Raw genomic sequence first — 24,316 nt, forward strand, 5'->3', positions numbered from 1 at the left:
CCTTATGTCTTTCTCATAGATTTGATTGCTTCTCTCGTTTTATCAATGCAGCCGACCGTTTCTTCATACTGCTCGGCCGCCATGCTTAAAAACAAAACATCAATCATAAAAAGCTGGGCGAGACGGGAGGAAGTGGCTGCGCTTCGAATCAGGGCCTCGTTGGAATGGGCTGTATATAATGAAACGTCGGATAATGCAGAGACGGAGGTTTGGCTGAATTGCGTGAGGCTGATGATTGTGACGCCTTTTTCCTTTGCCATCGAAAGCAGCTCGATGATTTCATGTGTCTCACCTGAAAATGAAATGGCAAATACAATGTCTTTCTTATCTGCATTTGCGATTAAAGATGCCACAAGATGAGTGTCCGTGAAAGCAGTCGCCTGTTTATGAATTCGAAGCCATTTTTGCTGTGCATCCTTGGCGACAATTCCCGAGGCGCCCAGGCCGATGAAATGTACAGTGTTCGCTTGAAGCAGCAGAGAAACAGCGCGCTCAAGCTCTTGATAATCCATGAGATCTGAGGTGTCTTGAATTGCTTGAATGGCATTGCCGGCTGCTTTTTCAGAGATGGAAGGCAGCGATTCATGAGGAGCGATGTCCCGGTAGCCTTGAACAGCAGGTTTTGCCAGATCGCCCGCTACCCTCATTTTTAAATCCTGAAATCCTTTTAGTCCCAGTGACTTGCAGAGCCTGATGACGGCAGCGTCACTTGAATTAGCTAAGGCGCTGATTTCGCTGACTGTGCTTTCTATCGCTTTGTGGGGATGGGCTAATATGTAGTCCGCAAGCTTACGCTCTGATTGTGGCAGCTTGTGTTTCATTGATTGAATGATAGCTAAACCGCCTGTCGCCATTACTGTCTCTCCTTATCATGAATGGTAGTTTTCAATTGCTTTGTCTATAAAACCGTTCGCTTCATCAAGCAATGTCTTCGCTTTGTTTTGATCTGTGCTGGTTTTGAGCATAACAATTGCTGTTTTGACATGAAGATTCGCCTGTTCAAGTGTGTATTGCGCTTTCTCATAAGAAACGTCTGTAAGGCTTTGAATGATGCTGATGGCGCGTTCTTTTAGTTTTTTGTTGCTGACATTGACATCCACCATCAAGTTTTCGTAGACCTTGCCGATTTTGACCATTACAGCGGTGGATATCATGTTTAGAATCATTTTATGAGCGGTTGCGGCTTTCATACGTGTCGAGCCTGTAATGACTTCTGGCCCGACGACGACTTCAATGCTGTGATCAGCGTGTTTGCTGATGGCAGATTGACTGTTACAGGTAAGGGAGACGGTGTTTGCTCCGATTTTGCGGGCGTATTTCAGCGCACCTGCTGCATAAGGCGTACGGCCGCTTGCTGCAATCGCGATCACTGTATCGGCTGAGGTGAGATGGATGGATCGTAAATCCTCGGCCCCTGCTTCTTCATGATCTTCAATCCCCTCAGCCGCCTGCAAAAATGCGTTGGGACCGCCGGCCATTAATCCGATTACCTGATCAGGACTGACGCTGTAGGTCGGAGGACATTCAACTGCGTCCATCACACCGAGTCGGCCGCTAGTGCCTGCACCTGCGTAAATGAGCCGTCCGCCATTTTGAAAGGATTCATACGCGCATTCGACGGCTGCTTCGATATCGGGAAGGACACGCTGAACGGCGGCAGCGACTTTGATATCTTCATTGTTAATCATTTTTAAGATATCGAGGGTATTTGCTTTGTGTATTTCCGATGTTTGGCTATTGCGTGATTCAGTTATAAGGCTGTGAAGATTCAATTGTTCTGACATGAGGATGCCCCCTGTGTAAAAATAAATATATCTCAATATTCAGTATATTCATTTCTGTTATGATATTTCAACTATCATTTTTAATTTTTGAAACTTTATTTCAAAAGAGGCTATAAGAAATAATGAAGTATCAGCTGTTCGCCAAGCGGCCCGATTTTTCGGCGTCCTTTATCAAGAAATCCGGTTTTCATATAAAGCTGCTTTGCACGGGTGTTCATGTGATTGACGGCTAAAATGATTTCATCGCACCATGGGAAATACCCGTTAACAAAGGAGGGGAGCTGAAGCATGGCTTTTTTCGCATAGCCTTGTCCGTGGTGGGCAGAGTTTAATGATAAGGAACTGAGCAATAAAGCAAATGGATTGTTGGAATAGGGAGCAATGGTTTCTTTTGACGTATGTAGAATGAAAAAGCCTATTGGCAGATCACCTTTTAAGATGACAACCGGATAGCGCTCCTGAATGCTTAGGGCCTGGGTCAGCACCTCTTTAGGGAGAGCGGTAAAGCGTTTGTCATCATCGTGTAAAGTAAATGCGTAAAGCTCCGGCAAATGCTCAGGCTTATAGAAGGATAAAGAGATATCTTGCATCATGATGAGCCTCCTTACAATATGTCGTCTAACTGGTTTTCAGAAATTACACGGTACCCCGCTTGTTTTAATAGCGCGGCGGTTACTCCGTTTCCAGCGATTTTTTTGCCTGAAAATGAGCCATTATAGATGAAATTGCTTCCGCATGATGGGCTGTTTTCTTTCAATATGACGGCAGAGGCGTTGATTTCTTTTGCATAGGCCAATGTTTGGGCCGCGCCCTTCATATATAAATCTGTTACATCTTCTCCTGAAGACGTTATGATTTTCGCGGCTCCACTAAGAACATCCTCACCAGTGCCTCCGATGATTTCTGCTGGTTCTCGGGGAGTGGAGAAGCCGCCGAGAAGTTCAGGGCAAGCCATCACTGCTTGTTTTTCTTCAATCAGTTTTCGGATTTTCTCTGATGCGGCATGCGAACCGTTGTATCTGCATTCAATGCCGCCGAGGCAAGAGCTGACTAGTATCATATTGGTTTCTCCTCTCTTAATTCGATCTATATCTATCTTAAAATAAATGATAAATGGTAGGAGGCTTTTTCAGTTAAAAAAGGGGTTAAAAAGTTTGAAAATAAAAAATTTAAATTTCCTCTTTACAAAAGGGGGGGAACCTGTATATAATAACTTTTGTCAGCTCGACGAGAACACAAACGGCCCGTTGGTCAAGCGGTTAAGACACCGCCCTTTCACGGCGGTAACACGGGTTCGAATCCCGTACGGGTCACCATTTGGAGGATTAGCTCAGCTGGGAGAGCATCTGCCTTACAAGCAGAGGGTCGGCGGTTCGAGCCCGTCATCCTCCACCATCTTGCCGGTGTAGCTCAATTGGTAGAGCAACTGACTTGTAATCAGTAGGTTGGGGGTTCAAGTCCTCTTGCCGGCACTGTTTTTCTTGAAAATATGGAGGGGTAGCGAAGTGGCTAAACGCGGCGGACTGTAAATCCGCTCCCTCAGGGTTCGGCAGTTCGAATCTGCCCCCCTCCACCATCATTGGGCTATAGCCAAGCGGTAAGGCAACGGACTTTGACTCCGTCATGCGTTGGTTCGAATCCAGCTAGCCCAGTCACAGACACCTTTTGATCAAAGGTGTCTTTTTTCTTTTTGAAAAAATCATTCCAACTTCTAACTGTTCAGTCTGTATAATAATTTTAAAAATATGTTAAGGTAGTTTATTCACAAATTGCCATCTACACCCTGCCAAAAATTTGTTAAACTTATTTTATAAAAAAATTGAAACCTTTAGAAACGAAGCTCGTATACATACAGACCGGTGAAGGCAGAGGTTAGATAAATATGGAAATGATGATTAAAAAGAGAATTAAGCAAGTCAAAAAAGGCGATCAAAATGCATTTGCGGACATCGTAGATATTTACAAGGATAAAATTTATCAGCTTTGCTACCGTATGCTTGGCAATGTGCATGAGGCGGAAGATATCGCACAAGAGGCTTTCATCAGAGCGTACGTCAATATCGACAGTTTTGATATCAACCGGAAATTTTCAACTTGGCTTTATCGAATTGCGACCAACTTGACCATTGACCGCATTCGCAAAAAGAAGCCGGATTATTACCTCGATGCAGAAGTGGCGGGTACAGAAGGCTTGACGATGTATTCCCAAATCGCCGCAGATGGAGTTTTGCCTGAAGATGCAGTCGTATCGCTGGAGCTTTCACACACGATTCAGCAGAAAATATTAAAGCTTCCTGACAAATACAGAACTGTCATTGTATTAAAGTATATTGATGAACTCTCATTAATTGAAATCGGCGAGATTCTGAACATTCCTGTGGGGACTGTAAAAACGCGGATTCACAGAGGCAGAGAGGCTCTTAGAAAACAATTAAGGGATCTTTAAGTGGGGTGATGAAATGAGCTGTCCTGAACAAATTGTGCAGCTTATGCATATGCATCTTGATGGAGATATCCTTCCGAAAGATGAACAAGTATTAAAAGAACATCTGGAGGCATGCGAGGAATGCAGAAAGCATTTTTATGAGATGGAAAAATCCATTGCGCTCGTCCGGAGCACATCGCATGTCGAAGCCCCCGCCGATTTTACCGCTAACGTCATGGCAAAATTGCCTAAGGAGAAGAAAAGAGCTTCTGTGAAAAGATGGTTCAGATCCCATCCGGTTATCGCGGCTGCTGCGGTATTCATCATTTTGATGGGCGGAGGATTGTTAAACAGCTGGCACAATGACCACAACTTCAGCGTGTCGAAGCAGCCGAATCTGGTCGTGCAAAACAACACTGTGATCGTGCCTGAAGGTGAGACGGTCAAAGGTGATGTCACCGTCAAAAACGGCAAGCTGATTATTAAAGGGAAAATAGACGGGGATGTAACCGTTGTAAACGGAGAAAAGTATATGGCCTCTGCTGGACAAGTCACCGGTCAAATTGAGGAGATTAATCAATTATTCGACTGGACATGGTATAAAATGAAGTCTGCGGGGAAAAGTGTATTCAATGCATTAGACCCGAACGGAGAAGAGTAAAGCGTGTGGTGCGCTTTACTCTTTTTTAGGTTCTCAAACGGCTGGCATATTTCACTTGCCAAAACGAAATGTGGTATAATGGGCTCGCTATGTAAAGTACATATGCGTAACACATTAAACTTCAAAATACGAAATGACTGAATTCTTGGAGGACGAGGAAATGGCTTTTGAGGATATCCCTTTTTTGCAGTACCTCGGCAATGCCGTTGATATTCTCCTTGTTTGGTATGTGATATATAAACTGATTATGGTGATACGCGGCACGAAGGCGGTTCAGCTCTTAAAAGGAATCGTTGTGATCGTGCTTGTCCGTATGGCCAGTCAATATTTGGGCCTCAGCACGCTTCAGTGGCTGATGGACCAAGCGATAACATGGGGATTTTTAGCAATTATTATTATCTTTCAGCCTGAGCTGAGAAGAGCGCTTGAACAGCTTGGACGGGGCCGTTTCTTCTCGAGGAGCGGCACGCCGGTTGAGGAAGCGCAGCAGAAAACAATTGAGGCTATAACGAAAGCGATCAATTATATGGCGAAACGCCGGATCGGCGCCCTTTTAACCATTGAGCGGGATACGGGTATGGGGGATTATATTGAGACGGGCATTCCTTTGAATGCAAAGGTCAGCTCTGAGCTCTTGATCAATATTTTTATCCCGAATACACCGCTTCATGACGGAGCGGTCATTATGAAAAATAATGAAATTGCCGCTGCCGCCTGTTATTTGCCGCTTTCTGAAAGCCCGTTCATTTCAAAAGAACTGGGAACGCGGCACAGAGCGGCTGTCGGAATCAGTGAAGTTACAGACAGTTTGACGATTATCGTGTCTGAAGAGACCGGCGGCGTCAGTGTGGCGAGGAATGGCGACCTTCACAGAGAGCTGACGGAAGAAGCACTGAAAGAAATGCTTGAAGCAGAGTTTAAGAAGAACACCAGAGAGACTTCTTCTAACCGTTGGTATTGGAGGGGCAAGAAAAATGGATAAATTCTTAAACAACCGCTGGGCTGTGAAAGTCATTGCGCTGCTTTTCGCGCTCTTGCTTTATGTAGCGGTTAACAGCAACCAAGCACCAACTCCGAAAAAACCAGGTGAATCATTTTTTCCGACATCTACAACTGATGAGGCAACACTGACTGATATACCGGTTAAAGCATATTACGATGATGAAAATTATGTCGTGACGGGCGTTCCGCAAACGGTGAATGTCACGATAAAAGGTCCGACAAGCGCCGTGAAGAAGGCGAGACAGACAAAGAATTTTGAGATATACGCGGATATGGAGAAGCTGAAAACCGGCACGCATAAGGTCGAGCTTAAGGCCAAAAACGTGTCGGATGGGCTGACGATATCCATTAATCCGTCCGTGACGACTGTCACCATTCAAGAACGCACGACAGAAAGCTTTCCTGTTGAAGTGGAGTACTACAACAAAAGCAAGATGAAAAAAGGCTATTCTCCGGAGCAGCCGATTGTCAGTCCTAAAAATGTACAGATTACCGGTTCTAAAGCCGTGATTGATAATATTTCTCTTGTGAAAGCTTCGGTAAACCTGGAAAATGCAGATGAAACGATTGAAAAGGAAGCGAAAGTGACTGTCTATGATAAAGACGGAAACGCGCTTCCTGTCGATGTGGAGCCCTCGGTCATCAAAATTACCGTTCCGGTGACAAGTCCGAGTAAAAAATTGCCCTTTAAAATTGAGCGGACAGGAAGCCTTCCTGACGGGGTCAGCATAGCGAATATCGAATCAAGTCCCAGTGAGGTGACGGTTTACGGCTCGCAGGATGTCTTGGATTCTCTTGAATTTATAGACGGTGTCAGCTTAGATTTAAGCAAAATCAAAAAGGATTCTGATATCGAGGCAGATATTCCGCTTCCTGACGGCGTCAAAAAAATCTCGCCGTCAAAGGTGACGTTGCATATAGAAGTAGATAGTGAAGCGGATCAGACGTTTGAGAGTGTCCCTATTAAGACTGTGGGGCTGAGCAGCTCACAGAACATTGAATTTCTGGATCCGGAATCACAAACGATAGATGTTACGGCCAAAGGCTCTCCCGGCAACATAAAAAAACTGCAGAAATCAGACATAGAATTGTATGTGAATGTATCTGATTTAGATGACGGAGAGCACAGTGTGAAGCTTGAAGTAAACGGGCCTCAAAATGTAACCTGGTCCTTGGGGCAGAAAAATGCAAAAATCAAGCTTACGTCTAAAAAAACGAATACGACAACAAAAGATAACAGCAATACGACGTCAGGGAACCAGGATGACACTGATGACAAGACGAATGACAAAGAGAATAATCAGCGAGAAGATACAACGAACAGCGATAAAAACAATGATGATCAAAATCAAGACGAAAACCAAGATCAAAATCAGGATCAGGATGAAGATGAATCAAATACAGGTTCACAATCTTCATCAGAATAAAAAAGGAGCGATTATAAAATGGGCAAGTATTTTGGAACAGATGGTGTAAGAGGTGTTGCCAACAGCGAGCTTACGCCTGAGCTGGCCTTTAAAGTCGGACGTTTCGGCGGGTATGTGCTGACAAAAGACAAACAACGTCCAAAAGTGCTGATAGGCCGCGATACACGCATCTCCGGCCATATGCTGGAGGGAGCCCTTGTCGCCGGACTTTTATCAATTGGCGCAGAAGTCATGCGTCTGGGAGTCATTTCTACACCTGGTGTTTCCTATTTAACAAAAGCGATGGATGCAGAGGCGGGCGTCATGATATCTGCTTCTCATAACCCAGTGCAGGATAACGGAATCAAGTTCTTTGGAGGAGACGGATTTAAGCTTTCTGATGAACAGGAGGCTGAAATTGAGCGTCTGATGGATGAACCGGAGGATAAGCTGCCAAGACCGGTTGGAGCTGACTTGGGACTTGTAAACGACTATTTTGAAGGCGGCCAAAAGTACCTGCAATTCTTAAAACAGACTGCCGACGAAGATTTTACAGGCATTCATGTTGCGCTTGATTGCGCACACGGAGCGACGTCATCGCTTGCGACACACTTGTTTGCCGATTTAGACGCAGACGTGTCGACAATGGGAACTTCTCCGAACGGATTAAACATCAATGACGGAGTCGGATCGACTCATCCTGAAGCACTCAGTGCGTTTGTAAAAGAGAAAAATGCTGATATCGGCCTTGCGTTCGATGGTGACGGCGACCGCCTGATCGCAGTCGACGAAAAAGGAAATATCGTTGATGGCGACCAAATTATGTACATATGCTCAAAATACCTGAAATCAGAGGGCCGCTTAAAGGATGATACGGTTGTTTCCACAGTCATGAGCAACCTCGGTTTCTATAAAGCGCTTGAAAAAGAAGGGATAAAGAGCGTGCAGACGGCTGTCGGCGACCGCTACGTGGTAGAGGCGATGAAAAAAGACGGCTACAATGTCGGCGGAGAACAGTCTGGCCACTTAATTTTCCTTGATTACAACACAACAGGTGACGGATTATTGTCCGCCATTATGCTGATGAATACATTAAAAGCGACAGGCAAGCCGCTGTCAGAGCTTGCGGCTGAAATGCAGAAGTTTCCGCAGCTTTTAGTCAATGTGAGAGTAACTGATAAATATAAAGTCGAAGAAAACGAAAAAGTAAAAGCCGTTATTTCTGAGGTTGAAAAAGAAATGAACGGCGACGGCCGGATTTTAGTGCGCCCATCTGGCACTGAACCGCTCGTTCGTGTGATGGCTGAAGCGAAGACGAAAGAACTGTGCGATGAATATGTTAATCGCATTGTTGAAGTCGTCCGGTCAGAAATGGGATTAGAGTAACGAAAACTATAAACAGAGAGCGAACAAGACAAGTGCGACTCACATATAATAATTGTGAGACAGGCGGCAAAGTTGTTTAAAAAACAATTGACCATTCTTGGCACATGCTGTAAAATCAAGCTTGTCTTGTTCTTGTTTTCTAGAGGCAGGAAAGACGGGATTTTGTTTCACTTATAATTATAGCGCCCGAACTAAGCGCCCGAAAAAAGGCTTAGTTGACGAGGATGGAGGTTATCGATTTTTCGGCGGATGCCTCCCGGCTGAGTATGCAGATCACAGCCGTAAGGATTTCTTCAAACCAAGGAGGCGACTCCTTGAACAAAGGGAAATCACATGATCTTCCATAAAACATGTAGGAGGGGACGATTGAAAGTCCCCTTGAAAAATGACTTTCTTCGTCTCCTTTTACAATCTTAGGAGGAAGAAATTATGTGTGGAATCGTAGGTTATATCGGTCAGCTTGATGCGAAGGAAATTTTGTTAAAAGGATTGGAGAAGCTTGAGTACCGCGGCTATGACTCTGCGGGTATCGCAGTTGCCAACGAACAGGGGATCCATGTGTTTAAAGAAAAAGGACGCATTGCCGATCTTCGTGAAGTTGTGGATGCCAATGTAGGAGCAAAAGCAGGAATTGGCCATACTCGCTGGGCAACACACGGCGAACCAAGCTATCTGAACGCTCACCCGCATCAAAGCGCACTGGGCCGCTTTACACTTGTTCATAACGGCGTGATCGAGAACTATGTTCAGCTGAAACAGGACTATTTACAAGATGTAGAGCTCAAAAGTGATACCGATACAGAGGTAGTCGTTCAAGTAATCGAGCAATTTGTCAACGGAGGACTTGATACAGAAGAAGCGTTCCGCAAAACACTTACACTGTTAAAAGGCTCTTACGCAATTGCTTTATTCGATAACGATAACAAAGAAACGATTTTTGTAGCGAAAAACAAAAGCCCTCTATTAGTTGGACTTGGAGATACATTCAACGTCGTGGCGTCTGACGCGATGGCAATGCTTCAAGTTACAAACGAATATGTAGAGCTGATGGATAAAGAAATGGTCATCGTGACTGATGATCAAGTTGTTATCAAAAACCTTGATGGCGACGTTATTTCACGTGCGTCTTATATCGCTGAGCTGGATGCCAGTGATATCGAAAAAGGCACGTACCCTCACTACATGTTGAAAGAAACGGATGAGCAGCCAGTTGTGATGCGCAAAATCATCCAAACGTACCAAGACGAAAACGGCAAACTGTCTGTGCCTGGCGATATCGCTGAGGCTGTAGCGGAAGCGGACCGCATCTATATCATTGGCTGCGGAACTAGCTATCACGCAGGACTTGTCGGTAAACAATACATTGAAATGTGGGCAAACGTGCCGGTTGAAGTGCATGTAGCGAGTGAATTCTCTTACAACATGCCGCTTCTGTCTAAGAAACCGCTCTTCATTTTCCTTTCTCAAAGCGGAGAAACAGCAGACAGCCGCGCGGTTCTTGTTCAAGTCAAAGCACTCGGACACAAAGCGCTGACGATCACAAACGTACCGGGATCAACGCTTTCCCGTGAAGCTGACTATACATTGCTGCTTCATGCAGGCCCTGAAATCGCTGTTGCGTCAACAAAAGCATACACAGCACAAATCGCAGTTCTTGCGGTTCTTGCATCTGTAGCTGCTGACAAAAACAGCATCGATATCGGGTTTGATCTAGTCAAAGAACTCGGTATCGCAGCAAACGCAATGGAAGCCCTTTGCGACCAGAAAGACGAAATGGAAATGATCGCTCGTGAATACCTGACTGTATCCAGAAACGCTTTCTTCATCGGACGCGGCCTCGACTACTTCGTATGTGTCGAAGGCGCATTGAAGCTGAAAGAGATTTCTTACATCCAGGCAGAAGGCTTTGCCGGCGGCGAACTGAAGCACGGCACCATCGCCTTGATCGAACAAGGAACACCAGTATTCGCACTGGCAACACAAGAGCACGTAAACCTAAGCATCCGCGGAAACGTCAAAGAAGTTGCCGCTCGCGGAGCCAACACATGCATCATCTCACTGAAAGGCTTAGACGATGCGGATGACAGATTCGTATTACCGGAAGTAAACCCAGCGCTTGCTCCGTTGGTATCTGTTGTTCCATTGCAGCTGATCGCTTACTATGCTGCACTGCATCGCGGCTGTGATGTTGATAAGCCGCGTAACCTTGCGAAGAGTGTTACTGTGGAATAATAAATGTTTAACCCCTTTGGTTATTAGCCAAAGGGGTTTTTTATAGAAGAGCTAACATCTGTTCGTTTATAAGTGAACGGATATTTTTATTTTAACAGGTGATTTTGTATGGATCTCATTTAACAATGATGAGGACAGGTGTGCAGCAACGAAACATTTAATCACGTCAAGATTCAAAAAATATGTACCATTGGTCAGAAGAATTAGCAATAATTCATTGAAGCTGTACTCACTGTCCAAGAGGTTGAGGATATTTCACTTTACATCCGAACCGAATAAAAGATACAAGCATTTTTCCGAATCTATTAAAGAGAAATGTAGTTACCATGTAGGGAGGAAGTTTGATACTGCATTCTCTGAACTCCGACATCAAATTTGATTTCCAATGAATGAGAATATGAGTTTTGGTTGACAATGTTTAAAATTTAGCATATCTTATACTTAACTTAATAATCGGCCCAGATGTTTATTTTCGTTTGTTAAATTATTAGGTCTTTAGCATTCTTTCAACTAATCTTGACAGGATGAAAAAGTATCCTAATTTAAATGGAGGAGAAACATAAGTCGATTTTATTTGATAATTAAGCACTATATTAAAATGTAGCGATGATTTCATTCCTTTAGAAGGAAGTTAAAACATAGCATATAGTAAAATGACCAATAATAAGGTAGCTCTTCAAAAAACTTCGCAGAAGTTAGTTGAAGTGAAGCCGACAATTTTCAAGATTCAATGATTAAAAACATCATTGAAATTTTGAAATTGTCGGCTTTTTTATTGGGAAAAAATAGAGATATAAATTATAGAAAATATGATCTGATCTAAAGGTCTTTTGAGCAATAACGACTTTTAAAAAGGGAGAATTTGAAATGTTAGTTTCGCTGAGTTTGTCATCATTGTTAACATTATTTTTTATTACGCTTATTGCTTCTGGGATAAGTGGACTATTGTTTTTACATCCTCGCGTATCCTTGGGTTTTGTTCGCATTCATATTGGTATCTTGGCTTTACCGCCGTTGGTTTCCTTAGTGATTCTTGCCAATAGGAGTGTGAATGGGAATGTTGGCCCTTGGTACTTCGATTCCTTAGCTTGGTTATTGACCTTCTTTGTTTTGACAATTGGCCTAATCATTCAGCGTTTTTCTGTACGTTACTTAATGGGTGATCGATCTTATCGAAAATATTTTACGCTTTTTACTTTCACTACAGGTGCTGCTTCAATTGCGTGGTTAAGTGGTGACCTCCGCTTGATGGTTATTTCTTGGGGAGCAACTCTTGTCGGTTTAACCCTGCTTATTAGGTTAAACAGTGCTTGGCAAGTCGCTAGTGAAGCAGCCAAGGTTACTGGCCGATTATTTTTGTTAAGCTGGCTTTCTTTGTTTTTCGCGATAGTTTGGCTTTTTCAAGTCACAGGTCAATGGCAGTTATCATTGGTTTTAACAAATGAAAGCTTAGCTCAACTGGGGGCATGGGAGAGAACAGGGATTAATCTATTGATTGTATTAGCAGTGATCATTCCTGCGGCTCAATGGCCATTCCACAGATGGTTAATTGAGTCTATTGTTGCTCCAACTCCTGTTTCTGCGATTATGCACGCAGGTTTAGTAAATGCAGGCGGGATTATACTAACTCGATTTTCACCTCTATTTAATGGTGGTATAGCATCGATTATTTTACTTCTGCTTGCTGGCATCTCTGTATTGATTGGAACTGGTATTAGTTTGGTCCAGGTTGACTATAAACGCCAGCTAGTAGGCTCCACGATTGCACAAATGGGGTTTATGCTCATTCAGTGTGCATTAGGAGCCTATATCGCAGCCATTATTCATCTTATTTTACATGGTTTATTCAAAGCTACGTTGTTTCTACAAGCTGGTTCAGCAGTAGGGCGTCATGAAGTATCGGATCGTACTAATGAAAGAACATCCTATTTATGGGTCATGGCTGGTCGGATTTTATCCTTAGTTATAGGCGTTGCTTTTTGGCTCGCTGCTCCTGGAGAGGGGTATCAATTCATTAGTGCGCTGATCTTAGGGTGGTCATTGTCCGTTTCTTGGACTCAGCTTGTCGCTTTTGGAGAGGGCCGAATTGGCCGAATTGCCGGCTTAACTGTTTTAGGAGGAGCAGCCCTCGTATATTTTATCATTCATAACCTTTTCTATAAGTGGCTGCATACAACCATTTTTCAAAGTGTTCAACCTCCAATGTCAGCTGTCATGATTGTCGTATGTCTCTTACTATTTGGCAGTGCTTTAGGTACGTGGGTTGCTCGTCATCGTTCTTCCGTTTTTTTCGCGGTACTCTATCTTTGGTTAGTTCGATTAGGTGAAGCAAAACCAAAGTCAGTAGAGAGTCACCCAGACTACCTTAAACAATATATTTCATAAGGAGCTAATCTGAGATGGGCATTACATCCGTATTAACGAAAGATAATGTAAAAAAGATAGATACAGATATTGATGTTCAAGAAAGGGATCTTAACGTTTTCATTACATCTGCCAGCCGAGTGATTGCGCCACTTTGGCCTATTTCTACATTTGCTGCACGTAATCCGTGGATGGGACTTGAAAACCAACCTTTTGATCAGGTTGCAAGTTGGTTGAAAAACACTCGCGATGTTGATATATACCCTAGTGCGTCTATGATCCGTTCAGCAAAGAATAAAGGTGAGATTGATGAAGATTTTGTGGAAATGGGGCTGCAGCGTTGGCTTGATTCACATTCCTATCACATCCCACGGGACGTGGCAGAGCGATTTTGTCATGCTGGATTAAAATTAGAACCACTGCCTTCCGACCTTTTATCATCACATAAGCTGGAGAAATTGGTGAATGAATGCAGTGGAGTGGATCATATCGAAAATGTTTTTATGCAGCCAATCAGTTCGTATATAGAGAATCAGGATGGTGAAAGGGTAGTCAATATACTAGATCATCATGTCATTAAGTGGAGTAAATTATATCTTGATGACTCTCAAGCAGGTTGGACAATGCCCAACCGTGAGGAAGGTTTCTATCGTGCCTGGCAGCATCTCATTCAGTATGATCCAGCACTTAGTAAAAAGCAGCGTGAAAGGTTAAAAGGTTGGCCGCAAGAGGCACACTTGGCTTTACAAGAAGCGTTATTCGCACTAGAAATCCCTGAATCAGAGATACAGCGTTATCTTGAAGGCCATTTACTTTCCTTACCCGGATGGGCAGGGATGATGCTTTGGCGCTCCCAACAATCGAGCCATGAACATGCACTTCTAACAGAATATTTAGCAGTTCGAATATCCATGGAATGGGCCCTTATAAAGCCTTATTTACCTTTGACTAATAAACAACGATCTGAGAAAAAAATTTCGATTACTCCCCTTTTAGCAGCTTGGATACATTGGGGGGGCCTTACATTAGAGGAATGGTCACAGATGCCGGCCAATGAACAAAACGAATATTTATCATTTGCCTACAGCTTTGATGAGAAACTTCGCAGGAAACTTTGGTTAGAAGCATGGGAGCAAACACACACTGATCGATTAAGTCAGAAGATCATCTCGAAACAACGTGAAACCAACGGTAAAAAATCTGCATTAGCTCAATTCGCATTCTGTATCGATGTACGATCAGAGCCTTTTCGTCGTCAACTAGAAAAAGCAGGCCCGTTTGAAACGATTGGTGTTGCTGGTTTCTTCGGGGTGCCGATTGCAACTTGTGAACTTGGCAGTAAACACAGTCATGCCTCTTTGCCGGTCATACAAAAACCGCAAAACAAAATAAAAGAGTTCGCAGATGAAGATGTACTCGAAAAATACAACCAACGCAAGCAGGCAGTTCATTCCTTAAGCTATACATTTAAAAAGATGAAACAGAATGTACTTACGAGCTTACTTCTACCTGAGCTAAGTGGACCTTGGCTTAGTTTGCAAATGGTGGCACGCAGCTTTGCGCCAAGAAGAGCAGAACGTTTTATTCGTAATCTTCGTGAGACTTGGTTACGGAAACCTGATACAAAACTCTCGCTTCATCATGTTAATGACACAGAGGCAGAGATACCAGTGGGTTTTACTGAAGAAGAAAAAGTGAACTATGCTCGGCAAGCACTAAAAATGATGGGATTAACAGAGAATTTTGCACCCTTAGTCGTGATTTGCGGACATGGCAGTCAAAGCACCAATAATCCTTATGCCGCGGCTCTTGATTGTGGTGCCTGCGGTGGAGCGGCCGGCGGATTCAATGCAAGAGTTTTAGCTGCTTTATGTAATCTTTCAGAGGTAAGAGAAGCTCTATTAACTGAAGGAATGAAAATCCCTGAGAATACGGTGTTCGCTGCCGCTGAACATAATACAACGGTGGATGAATTACATTGGATTTATGTGCCAGAGCTTTCTGAAGCTGCACAGGAAGCATTTGATCATATTGAAGCTGTTATGCCGAAAGTAAAACATCATGCAAATGCAGAACGACTGGCCCAATTACCGAATGTCCAATCGAACTTTAAAAACCCGAAGGCTGAGGCACACCGATTTGCGGAAGATTGGAGTGAGATACGTCCGGAATGGGGACTGGCTCGTAATGCCGCTTTTATTATCGGCCAACGTGAACTAACACAGGATTGTGATTTGGAAGGAAGAGCTTTCCTTCATAATTATGATTGGAAGCAGGATGAAAGCGGTGATCTCCTAGCAAATATTATTGCAGGACCTGGAACTGTGGCCCAATGGATTAATTTACAATATTACGCATCAACAGTAGCACCCCATTATTATGGCAGCGGAAATAAAGCAACTCAAACCGTTACTGCAGGTCTCGGAGTGATGCAGGGGAATGCAAGTGACTTGTTAGCCGGACTGCCTTGGCAATCGGTCATGCAATCAGACCATGAGGCTTATCATTCTCCTCTTCGTTTGTTGATTGTTATCCAAGCGCCTAGACAGCATGTAGAACGGTTATTAAATAATGACCCAGTATTTCTGCAAAAAGTTCAAAATGGATGGGTTCGACTGGCTAGTATTGATCCAGAAGGATGTTGGGAAAGCTGGTAATGATGAATCTAAACATTTCTCAAATGGATTTGTTACTCAATATAAAAATGATAAACATAAGGAAGAGGTGTGTTATATGAATGTAGATAAAAAAGTATTATTTTTGACGGACATTGAAAACGGCTTGGAGCCTATTTTACAAGAAGTGACTAACACTCCAGCAGAAAATATGTTGACTATCCAAAGCTATGGTGCCGCTATCTCACATCCTTATGGAGAAATCATGAGGTCTGTTATTTTTGCGATTTACCAGGAAGATGTTGAGGAGGTCTTTGTAGTAGGAACAAAAGATAAACAGACTTCAACAGGTCATGGACTAACTCAACTTGAAACAATGAAAGATAAAATACAAACATTGGATTATCTCTTTCAAAATTGCAAGCCTGAATTTTTAGGCGGTACAGTCGATGAATGGCTAAATGAAAAAAGCAATGGTATTGAAAAAAGTGTTGATATCATTCGTCAACATCCACTGGTGCCGTCATATGTTAAAGTCAGAGGTTTAATCGTTGATCATAAGGATGGGGAATCCTCAATTGTGGAGGTTCCTTCTACTAAAACAGGTCAAGCCTTACCTGATCATTGCTTGTCATGATGGAGTGAAGTGGTCAGCTTCTACACCCATATATGGGGAGAAAGCAGATTTAAGGAGAATGTAATGGGCGCTAGTATAACTGATTTTGTCACGAAAACAATAGAGGAAATGAGCTCGTTTGATCGAGAAAATATGGAATGTATGAAAAAAGTAATAAGAAAAGCAATTCATTTTTATCATTTAAAATCTTATGAAGAAGTTGAGGAAACCCATTTAGGGAGCGTTCGATTTTTGCATGTACACTCTATGATGGAAGAAAATGTGTTATCCAAAATTGTAGCGGTCACAAGAAACGGCACAACTGATTTGGATATTGAAGGTGTATATGAAGGACATGTTGTAAGAGAATATTAATGAGACGAAATAACTAATAGAATATGCCAATTATTTTGCCAGGAGATGTGTTATATATGAAAAAAACGAAAGGTTCTATTGAATCAGAGATCAGTAAGTCCATTACGCAATGGGAGAAGGATTATCTTGGGCGTGGGTCTGTATCTGTTAAAACTGATATACTGCGGGATATGATCATCGTTAATTTAAAAGGAATTTTAACACCAGCAGAATATGCAGTTTGTGGATCAAAAGAGGGTATGTTATCTATCAAACAAACTCGTTCGGAGCTAGTTGAATCAGGGATAGAGGGTCTAAAGGATATTATCCTAACGATAACTGGAGAAGAAGTGAAAAGTTTTCATACCGATTTAAGCTCTCGGACAGGCGAACGAGTGATGGTATTTAAATTATGTAATGATCTTGAGAAAAATCTATAATATTTGGAGAGATAAAAAAGCAGAATGAGAGCAAAGTATATATAAAGCAGCGCTTTCTAATGGTCAATCTAACAGTAGATATGCGAAAGTTAAGTTCTGTAATACCTCCAACTGAACTGAAATAAGTCTTCAGATTTTTAATGTCTAAAAAGAAGTCAGTCATCAAAAACGAAAAAACGAATTGACATATCGGAATATAACGATATAATAAACGATATGGAACCCATTGAAGTATTCAAAGCCTTATCAAATGAATCAAGGCTGCAAATTTTGCAATGGCTGAAGGAACCTGATCGTCATTTTTCACCCCATGAAGGGATTGATATGAACACAATCGGGGTATGTGTCAGTCAAATAACAGACAAATTGAAAATGACGCAATCAACGGCTTCCCAATATCTCACTATCCTTTTAAGAGCCGGCCTGATTAAGGCTCAACGAATCGGAAAGTACACTTATTACAAAAGAGATGAAGAAGCCATTGGGAAACTTGCGGACTTTCTTAAAACAGAGATATAAAAATAAACATCAAAAGATGTTTATTTTTACGCCATACATATCGACATATTACGATGTGTTTATTTTTTAAATTAACATATCGATAATTCGTGATATGTTGTTTTAATAAAAATTAAGGAGTGAATGTTTATGTCAAACACCTGGAAAATTTATATGTTAGCCATTGTCAGCTTTTTAGTCGGAACTTCAGAGTACATCATTTCCGGTATTTTGGATCACATTGCGCATACACTCGGGATCACCTTGGCCGCCGCGGGCCAGCTCATTACGATCTTTTCACTTGTATATGCTCTTTTAACACCCGTACTCATGGCGTTGACAGCAAGTATGGATAGACGCAGATTGATGATTTATGCTCTCGGTTTGTTTGTGTTCGGCAATATCTTGGCCTTTGTTCTGCCTGGTTATGGTTGGTTTATTGCAGCGCGGATCATTATGGCGATGGGAGCAGGTGTGGTTGTTGTAACCGCATTAACGATTGCCGCTAAGATTGCGCCGGAAGGGAAGCAGGGCAGTGCCATCGCTACGGTCGTTATGGGATTTACCGCTTCTTTAATCATTGGTGTTCCGCTTGGAAGAATGATAGCAGTAGCATTAGGCTGGAAGTCTGTATTTGGTGCAATTGCTTTGTTGGGATTGATCGCAATGGCCGTTATATTCTTTACTCTTCCGCATACTGAAGGGGATAAACCTGTACCTTTGCTTCAACAGCTTGCTCTTTTCAGAAAACGGAAAGTGGCGATGGGATTATCAATCACTTTCTTCTGGCTTGGGGGATATTCTGTTGCTTATACCTATCTGTCACCGTATCTCTTGAACATTTCAGGAATTAGCGGCAAGTTGCTTAGCGGTGTTTTGCTTATATTTGGAATAGCCAGTTTGGTTGGATCAAAGTTTGGGGGATATAGCACCGATAAATGGGGAGTGCCCTTTACACTCGTTGGCGGGATGACATTGCATATCGTCACACTGATTCTGCTGTCACTTGTCACCCATTCCCATATCGGAGTGTTGGTGATTCTGATATTATGGTCGTTTGCCGCATGGTCTACCGGTCCGACACAACAATTTCACCTGGCCACAATAGAACCGGGAATGTCAGGTGTTTTGCTTAGCATGAATCAGTCAATGATGCAATTAGCCATGGCAGTCGGCGCAGGGATAGGAGGGGTTTTTGTAGAAAACGTATCATTGGCCTCGATTACCTGGATTGGTGCATTAGGGGTTATGATTGCAATTATTGCATCATTGATGATTTTTCATTCACAACCGAAACAGGCGCTAAAAGATATTAATCAATAATATACTGCTTTGTTTTACTGTTTAAAATTCAATGGGTTCATTTCGAAAGATCTAACATCCGCTCGTAAATACAAGCGGGTGTTTTTTTATAAGCTGTTCAAAGTCAGTCCATAAGCCTTCCAAGGGCCAACATCGTTCTGTATGTGTCGAAGGCGCACTGAAACTGAAAGAGATTTCTTAAGGCTTTGCCGACGGCGAGGTGAAGTACGGCACGATTGCCTTGCTCGAAAACTGGAAACACAAGAGCATGTAAACCTCAACATCCGCGTAAATGTCAAGGAAGTTGCCACTTGGGGAGTAAACACTTGCATCATCTCACTCAAAGGGCAGCCGAGATTCTTATAGTAGTATTACTGATACTAACTGACAAACAAGTTAACAGTAGTATATATGATGTCAAAATGGTCAGTTTGTTAGTCGTTTTATTAGCTCCTCACAGGAGTATTTACAGTGTTTGTGGTATTTGTAAGTTAATTGGAAGTTAAGGCGCTTACTGATATATCTTTGTGGAAAATATGCTGAGTATCTGTTATCAAACGAGAGAGGGGCTCTTTTATGAAATCAAATGGTGATGAATTGTCGTTGTCTGTTCAGAATTTAGCGAATACAAATGAGATCACAATTGTTCAAGCGATAGGGGAGCTAAAGAAATCAGGACAAGATGCAATACCTGTTTTGGTTGAGGCCTTAAAAGAGGAAGGTTCTTTGCGTAATATTGCGGCGGCCGTTTTAGGCGAGTTTGGGGAAGGTGCGGGTGAAGCAGCGGAGGAACTGTCATGTTTATTAAAAAGTCATGCCGAAGATACAAGGATGGCTGCGGCCATTTCACTTATGAGAATCGGGAAGGCCAGTCTGCCCTTTGTCATCAAAATCGCTCAAGAAAGTGAAGGACAATCTCGTTTTTGGGCATCCTGGTGTATTGCATGGATCGATCCTTCTTACATTGAACCGAAGATGTATGAATGCCTAAAACATGAGCATGAACATCCTTCAGGAATGGTTGCTCCGTTTGCGGCTGAAGAGGCATTAGGAAAGCTGATTGCTTTTCAGCTTAAAGATAAGGAGGATTGAAAGGATGAAAGCTGAACAAATAATAAAAGAATGGCCAATTCATTTGCCCTGGTTGAATCAATCACAGAATGATTTGACATTCTTGTCAGTATGTATGGCAAACGGTCCTTCCTATAAGCAGGAAGGTTTTTTTAATGATGAAATATTTTTTTATTAGTGGGTATATTCATCAAATGTTCTGCTATGCTCCAAATGTACACCTTTCCGTAAGGGCAAAGTCAAATATGAAAATAAAACTGTTCCAAGTTAATCAGTTATTTATTTTGATATCGTATCCTTTCAGTATCGCGGGAAAGGAGCATCATATGAAAACGTTATGGAAAGTCGTAAAAATCTTTTTTGGCAGCATAGGTGCTTTGATTTTGCTTGCAGCCGTCTCGGTCTTTATCTATCACCATTACCAGCTAAATAAGGAAGCAGCACTCCTTAAAGAAAAAGGCACATTAGTCGATGTTGACGGTAAAAAGATGAATGTGTATCAAGAGGGAAGCGGGAAGGATACGTTTGTGTTTATGTCTGGTTCGGGGATTGCTGCGCCTGCTTATGAGATGAAAGGGTTGTACAGCAAGTTTTCAAAAGAAAACAAGATTGCTGTAGTGGATCGTGCAGGCTATGGCTACAGCGACGTGTATGATGATGGCAGGGATATTGATACAATATTAGAACAGACGAGAAAAGCGCTTCTGCAAAGCGGGAATAAGCCTCCTTATATTTTAATGCCTCATTCCATATCCGGGATTGAAGCGATTTATTGGGCGCAGAAATATCCTGAGGAAATTAAGGCGATTGTTGCGATGGATATTGGATTGCCTCAGCAGTATGTCACGTATAAAATGAGCGAGATTGACAGACTGAAAGTGAGAGGGTTTCATCTGTTAACCTCGATTGGTTTTCATCGATTTATGCCTTCCGCAGTATACAATCCTGAGGTGATTCGGCAGTCATTTTTAACTGATGAAGAAAAAGAAATCTATAAAGCCATTAATTTTAAGCAATTTTTCAATGCTGATATGGAGCATGAGCTGTTACAGTCTGACCAAAATGGCAGCAAATCAGTAAATTTGCCGGCGCCAAAAGAAACTCCCGTCCTCATTTTAGATGCGGTCTCTGACCAAAATAGAAATTCAAAGTATGCCATACAAAACCGAAAAGATTATGAAGCGTTTGCGGCTCAATTTAATACAGCCGATATAAAGGAACTAAGGGGAACACACAGTATTTATTTATATCAGCCCGATCAAATATATAAACTTTCCATGGAGTTTATTAGAAAGGTTCGCTAAGATGAAGGGTTATAATATTTTAATCGTGGAAGACGATGTCATGATTGGTGATCTGCTGCAGAAGATTTTGCAGCGTGAGGGATATCATGTGATGTGGAAAACAGATGGAGCGGATGTGCTTTCGGTCATTCAGAAGGCAGATTTGGTCATTATGGATGTGATGCTGCCAGGTGAGGACGGGTATCAAATGTCTAAGAAAATTAAAGATTTAGGGTTAAACCTTCCTATTATTTTTCTGTCCGCCCGCAATGACATGGACAGCAAGCTTCAAGGGTTGAAAATTGGCGAGGATTACATGGTAAAGCCTTTTGATCCGAGAGAGCTGCTGCTGAGAATGAAAAATATGCTTGAGCATCATTATGGCACCTTTACGCAAATCAAACATTTGTATATTGATGCAGACACCAAAAAGGTATTCAATGGGAGTTTGCACCATGAAGTGCTGTTTACCGCGATTGAGCGGAAAATATTCTTTTATCTGTATGAAAACAGAAACAATATTTTAACAAAGGAACATTTCTTTGATTATCTATGGCAGCTTGAAGACAGAAATCCGAATATCGTGAATGTGCACATTAAAAAAATCAGAGCGAAAATTAATGATGTAGAGGGTGAGATCATTGAAAATATCTATGGAGAAGGGTATCGGCTGAATACCGTTGTGAAGAAATGAAGCTAAAGACAAAATATCAGCTGTTATTATGTACGGCCGTCATTAGTGTCCCGGTACTGTTGCTGGCGGTTAGCATTTTGATGTCGGTGATTTATGACAGCCTGTTTAAACCGATCAATCATGGCATGCCTTTTCACAGGTCTTTTGCGTATCCGGCAATGCTGGCCGTATTTTTATTATCACTTTTATTGTTAGCTTTTTTATTTTCAAAATCGATCCATTCTCTGCTACGTAAAATCAATCTATTGAATCAAACCATTCGGCATCTGGCGAGTGATCAAAAGGTGCCCGATAAAATAGAAGTGAAACGCGCTGATGAAATTGGCGAATTGATCAAGTCGGTCAACTTGTTAATTGAACGGACAACGTACCGGGAACTGGAACTAAGACAGAGAGAGGAAATAAAAAAGGAGCTGTTGCAAAAACTAAGGCATGATATCAATACACCTTTAACAGCTCTCAGGCTGCAGTTATTTTATTTGGAGAGCCAGTGCCAGGATCAAACCGCATTTGAATCTTTGTACCAGCAAATTGAATATATTGCGGAATTAACGAATGAATTCAATCATTACTCAGCCGAAACGTTAGAGAGTTCTTATATTGTAAATGACGAAGTCAATATTTCTGATCTATTAGAAACCACAGTGAAAAAGTGGGATTATTTATACAGTATCAATGGCATTGAATTGCAATTTAAGCCGTCAGGTCAAAGTTTGATATGGATGAGCAACAGTTTATGGATCCAAAGGTTATTCGATAACATTTTTCAAAATACGCTAAAGCATTCGAAAGCTGAAAAGCTGGAAGTCACGATAGAAAACGGAGCTGTTTCGATTCGCGATGATGGCATTGGATTTGATAGAGATCAAGATAGTAACGGGCTTGGGTTGAAGATTATTGAGGATATATGCCGGTTGCTTCATATTAGCTATGAGCTGCAGACAAATGAAAATGGGACTGCGTTTTTGTTTTCAAAAAAGTGATCCGGCTATGTTTTTCTTTCTTCCGAACAATTATATATAATAGGAAGCAGAAAAGGGGTGAACAGCATATGTTTAAAAAAATCATCAAAACGATCAAGTACCTCTCAAGCAGCTCGAGTGATCGCCATCGCAGACACCGGCATTACAGCAGCAGCCGGCGCCGCCATTACCGGAGCTACAGCAGCAGCTCTGGCAGAAGAAGACATTATGATCGTTATGGCGGCAGCCACCGCTACAAACGCCGGAGCTACAGCAGCAGTTAATCGCAAAAAAAGTTCTTGTTCCGCATTGGGACAAGGGTTTTTTTATGTCACTGATTGAATCGCACGCTTCAGGTCTTCGCGAATGGAAGCCGTGTGCTGATACTCTTCATCAATGCCCAATAATTTTTTCAACAGCAGGGTTACTTCTTTTGTCAGCGTTAATTCCTCCAGCCAAGTGGCGTTTTTCTTCTTTTTCCCTTTATATTGAGAGTACAGCAGGAACAACAGGGTTTCTCCGAGATCGAAGAAGTCATCCTGCTTTCTGAGCTTTAATTCCTCATCTTCTTCATGAGATAACTGTTTGGCAAGGCCGAAATCGATAAGATATACGTTACCGTGATTCATCATAATGTTTGGCGTTCTGATGTCAGTGTGAAAAATGAGACGTTCATGCAGGTATTCTACAATGTCCAGCAGCTGAGACATCAGCTGTAATGCCATCAGCTCTGTAAACGGCTGTTTTTGAAAAAATAACAATTCCTCTATATTATCGCCCTCGACCAGCTGCATGACATAGCAGGCTTGTCCGTCTATGATGAAGTCTTCTATGAAGGCCGGGATTTGCGGGTGGCTGATGCTTTTGAGCAGACTAATTTCCTGCTGAAATCGGACTCTTTCCTTTTGTTTTTTGGCTTTTGTCGGACGGAGCTGTTTTAAGACGTACGGTGTTTGCGTATGGATATCGGTGCACACATAAACCAAGCCGTAGCCGCCCATGCCGAGGCATTCTTTGATTTTGTATTGGTTGTTCAGTATGACGCCGTTCTTCAGTGGGCGGTCAAATAATAGCTTTTTTAACTGTTTTAATGCCATTTGCGCTGCACTTCCCTTGGTTGTACTGATTATAGTTTATCAAAACAATTGCATCTTGGGCTAAGTCTATTCTATGGAAGCTTAGCATAAAAAAGAGCCGGATCATGGAATCTGAGCCAGCTCA

At 42.3% G+C, this 24,316-nt stretch carries 23 protein-coding genes, 5 tRNA genes and 2 pseudogenes; 25 read left to right on the plus strand and 5 right to left on the minus strand.

The features are described from left to right. Nucleotides 1–2: 2 nt before the first annotated feature. From NYE43_RS01070 to NYE43_RS01085, 4 genes are all read right to left on the minus strand, one after another. Nucleotides 3–854 (minus strand): MurR/RpiR family transcriptional regulator, encoded by an 852-nt coding sequence (locus NYE43_RS01070; RefSeq protein ID WP_103672604.1) that lies wholly within the window; start codon nt 852–854, stop codon nt 3–5. A 15-nt stretch (nt 855–869) separates the two neighbouring features. Next, on the minus strand, nt 870–1,784 hold the full coding sequence (gene murQ / locus NYE43_RS01075) for an N-acetylmuramic acid 6-phosphate etherase (RefSeq protein ID WP_213418240.1): 915 nt from the start codon (nt 1,782–1,784) through the stop codon (nt 870–872). 110 nt (nt 1,785–1,894) lie between these two features. Beyond that, complete coding sequence (locus tag NYE43_RS01080) at nt 1,895–2,377, minus strand: GNAT family N-acetyltransferase (protein WP_024120026.1); 483 nt, start codon at nt 2,375–2,377, stop codon at nt 1,895–1,897. Between the two features lie 11 nt (nt 2,378–2,388). Then, nucleotides 2,389–2,844, minus strand: coding sequence for a DUF523 domain-containing protein (locus tag NYE43_RS01085; protein WP_024120027.1), 456 nt, complete (start codon nt 2,842–2,844; stop codon nt 2,389–2,391). Between the two features lie 181 nt (nt 2,845–3,025). Here NYE43_RS01085 and NYE43_RS01090 point away from each other — a divergent pair. The 25 genes and pseudogenes from NYE43_RS01090 to NYE43_RS01210 all read left to right on the plus strand — a co-directional run bounded on the left by NYE43_RS01090 (nt 3,026) and on the right by NYE43_RS01210 (nt 23,437). Then, nucleotides 3,026–3,100, plus strand: a tRNA-Glu gene (locus tag NYE43_RS01090). Between the two features lie 3 nt (nt 3,101–3,103). After that, nucleotides 3,104–3,179 (plus strand) — tRNA-Val (locus NYE43_RS01095). A 4-nt stretch (nt 3,180–3,183) separates the two neighbouring features. Continuing rightward, nucleotides 3,184–3,256, plus strand: a tRNA-Thr gene (locus NYE43_RS01100). A gap of 19 nt (nt 3,257–3,275) precedes the next feature. After that, a tRNA-Tyr gene (locus tag NYE43_RS01105) sits at nt 3,276–3,360 on the plus strand. Nucleotides 3,361–3,364: 4 nt separating this feature from the next. After that, nucleotides 3,365–3,436, plus strand: a tRNA-Gln gene (locus NYE43_RS01110). Between the two features lie 230 nt (nt 3,437–3,666). Further along, nucleotides 3,667–4,230 (plus strand): RNA polymerase sigma factor SigW, encoded by a 564-nt coding sequence (gene sigW / locus NYE43_RS01115; RefSeq protein WP_010332813.1) that lies wholly within the window; start codon nt 3,667–3,669, stop codon nt 4,228–4,230. Between the two features lie 13 nt (nt 4,231–4,243). Beyond that, nucleotides 4,244–4,870, plus strand: coding sequence for an anti-sigma-W factor RsiW (gene rsiW / locus NYE43_RS01120; protein WP_059292084.1), 627 nt, complete (start codon nt 4,244–4,246; stop codon nt 4,868–4,870). Between the two features lie 160 nt (nt 4,871–5,030). Beyond that, on the plus strand, nt 5,031–5,852 hold the full coding sequence (gene cdaA / locus NYE43_RS01125) for a diadenylate cyclase CdaA (protein WP_024120028.1): 822 nt from the start codon (nt 5,031–5,033) through the stop codon (nt 5,850–5,852). Next, nucleotides 5,845–7,299 carry a CdaR family protein gene (locus NYE43_RS01130; RefSeq protein WP_103672234.1) on the plus strand — a complete coding sequence of 485 codons (1,455 nt, stop codon included), beginning with the start codon at nt 5,845–5,847 and terminating at the stop codon, nt 7,297–7,299. Before cdaA ends, NYE43_RS01130 begins: the two co-directional genes overlap by 8 nt. Nucleotides 7,300–7,317: 18 nt before the next feature. Next, nucleotides 7,318–8,664, plus strand: a complete 1,347-nt coding sequence (gene glmM / locus NYE43_RS01135) for a phosphoglucosamine mutase (protein WP_044162156.1) — start codon at nt 7,318–7,320, stop codon at nt 8,662–8,664. Nucleotides 8,665–9,093: 429 nt separating this feature from the next. Further along, nucleotides 9,094–10,896, plus strand: coding sequence for a glutamine--fructose-6-phosphate transaminase (isomerizing) (glmS, locus tag NYE43_RS01140; RefSeq protein WP_101860234.1), 1,803 nt, complete (start codon nt 9,094–9,096; stop codon nt 10,894–10,896). An 867-nt stretch (nt 10,897–11,763) separates the two neighbouring features. Continuing rightward, nucleotides 11,764–13,281: an NADH dehydrogenase subunit 5 gene (locus NYE43_RS01145; protein WP_341060648.1), complete on the plus strand. Its 1,518-nt coding sequence runs from the start codon at nt 11,764–11,766 to the stop codon at nt 13,279–13,281. Nucleotides 13,282–13,295: 14 nt separating this feature from the next. Continuing rightward, nucleotides 13,296–15,917 (plus strand): DUF2309 domain-containing protein, encoded by a 2,622-nt coding sequence (locus NYE43_RS01150; RefSeq protein WP_341060650.1) that lies wholly within the window; start codon nt 13,296–13,298, stop codon nt 15,915–15,917. Nucleotides 15,918–15,993: 76 nt separating this feature from the next. Next, the gene (locus NYE43_RS01155) at nt 15,994–16,512 is read left to right on the plus strand and encodes a carbonic anhydrase (protein ID WP_339235527.1); all 519 of its coding nucleotides are present in this window, start codon (nt 15,994–15,996) and stop codon (nt 16,510–16,512) included. 63 nt (nt 16,513–16,575) lie between these two features. Beyond that, nucleotides 16,576–16,866 (plus strand): DUF6407 family protein, encoded by a 291-nt coding sequence (locus tag NYE43_RS01160; protein ID WP_339235529.1) that lies wholly within the window; start codon nt 16,576–16,578, stop codon nt 16,864–16,866. Nucleotides 16,867–16,922: 56 nt separating this feature from the next. Continuing rightward, complete coding sequence (locus tag NYE43_RS01165) at nt 16,923–17,285, plus strand: DUF2294 domain-containing protein (protein WP_003241432.1); 363 nt, start codon at nt 16,923–16,925, stop codon at nt 17,283–17,285. A 216-nt stretch (nt 17,286–17,501) separates the two neighbouring features. Further along, complete coding sequence (locus tag NYE43_RS01170; protein WP_024120036.1) at nt 17,502–17,804, plus strand: ArsR/SmtB family transcription factor; 303 nt, start codon at nt 17,502–17,504, stop codon at nt 17,802–17,804. Between the two features lie 129 nt (nt 17,805–17,933). Then, nucleotides 17,934–19,106: an MFS transporter gene (locus NYE43_RS01175; protein WP_341060652.1), complete on the plus strand. Its 1,173-nt coding sequence runs from the start codon at nt 17,934–17,936 to the stop codon at nt 19,104–19,106. A 139-nt stretch (nt 19,107–19,245) separates the two neighbouring features. After that, nucleotides 19,246–19,433: pseudogene (locus NYE43_RS01180) on the plus strand (glutamine--fructose-6-phosphate transaminase (isomerizing)); the annotation flags it as partial. Between the two features lie 228 nt (nt 19,434–19,661). Beyond that, nucleotides 19,662–20,177: a HEAT repeat domain-containing protein gene (locus NYE43_RS01185; protein ID WP_101860228.1), complete on the plus strand. Its 516-nt coding sequence runs from the start codon at nt 19,662–19,664 to the stop codon at nt 20,175–20,177. 4 nt (nt 20,178–20,181) lie between these two features. Next, nucleotides 20,182–20,265: pseudogene (locus NYE43_RS01190) on the plus strand (TlpA family protein disulfide reductase); the annotation flags it as partial. A gap of 217 nt (nt 20,266–20,482) precedes the next feature. Further along, on the plus strand, nt 20,483–21,460 hold the full coding sequence (locus NYE43_RS01195) for an alpha/beta hydrolase (protein WP_326374625.1): 978 nt from the start codon (nt 20,483–20,485) through the stop codon (nt 21,458–21,460). 1 nt (nt 21,461) lies between these two features. After that, entirely contained in the window at nt 21,462–22,133 is a 672-nt protein-coding gene (locus NYE43_RS01200; RefSeq protein WP_341060656.1) for a response regulator transcription factor, read from the plus strand. Then, entirely contained in the window at nt 22,130–23,116 is a 987-nt protein-coding gene (locus tag NYE43_RS01205) for a sensor histidine kinase (protein WP_213418249.1), read from the plus strand. Before NYE43_RS01200 ends, NYE43_RS01205 begins: the two co-directional genes overlap by 4 nt. A gap of 57 nt (nt 23,117–23,173) precedes the next feature. Next, nucleotides 23,174–23,437 carry a hypothetical protein gene (locus NYE43_RS01210; protein WP_038954136.1) on the plus strand — a complete coding sequence of 88 codons (264 nt, stop codon included), beginning with the start codon at nt 23,174–23,176 and terminating at the stop codon, nt 23,435–23,437. Here NYE43_RS01210 and NYE43_RS01215 read toward each other — a convergent pair. Then, entirely contained in the window at nt 23,422–24,192 is a 771-nt protein-coding gene (locus NYE43_RS01215) for a serine/threonine-protein kinase (RefSeq protein ID WP_341060659.1), read from the minus strand. The genes NYE43_RS01210 and NYE43_RS01215 overlap by 16 nt on opposite strands. Between the last annotated feature and the right edge of the window lie 124 nt (nt 24,193–24,316).

Origin of the sequence: Bacillus sp. FSL R5-0434 (genome assembly GCF_038004745.1) — a bacterium.
In the GTDB taxonomy this organism is placed as follows: domain Bacteria; phylum Bacillota; class Bacilli; order Bacillales; family Bacillaceae; genus Bacillus; species Bacillus halotolerans.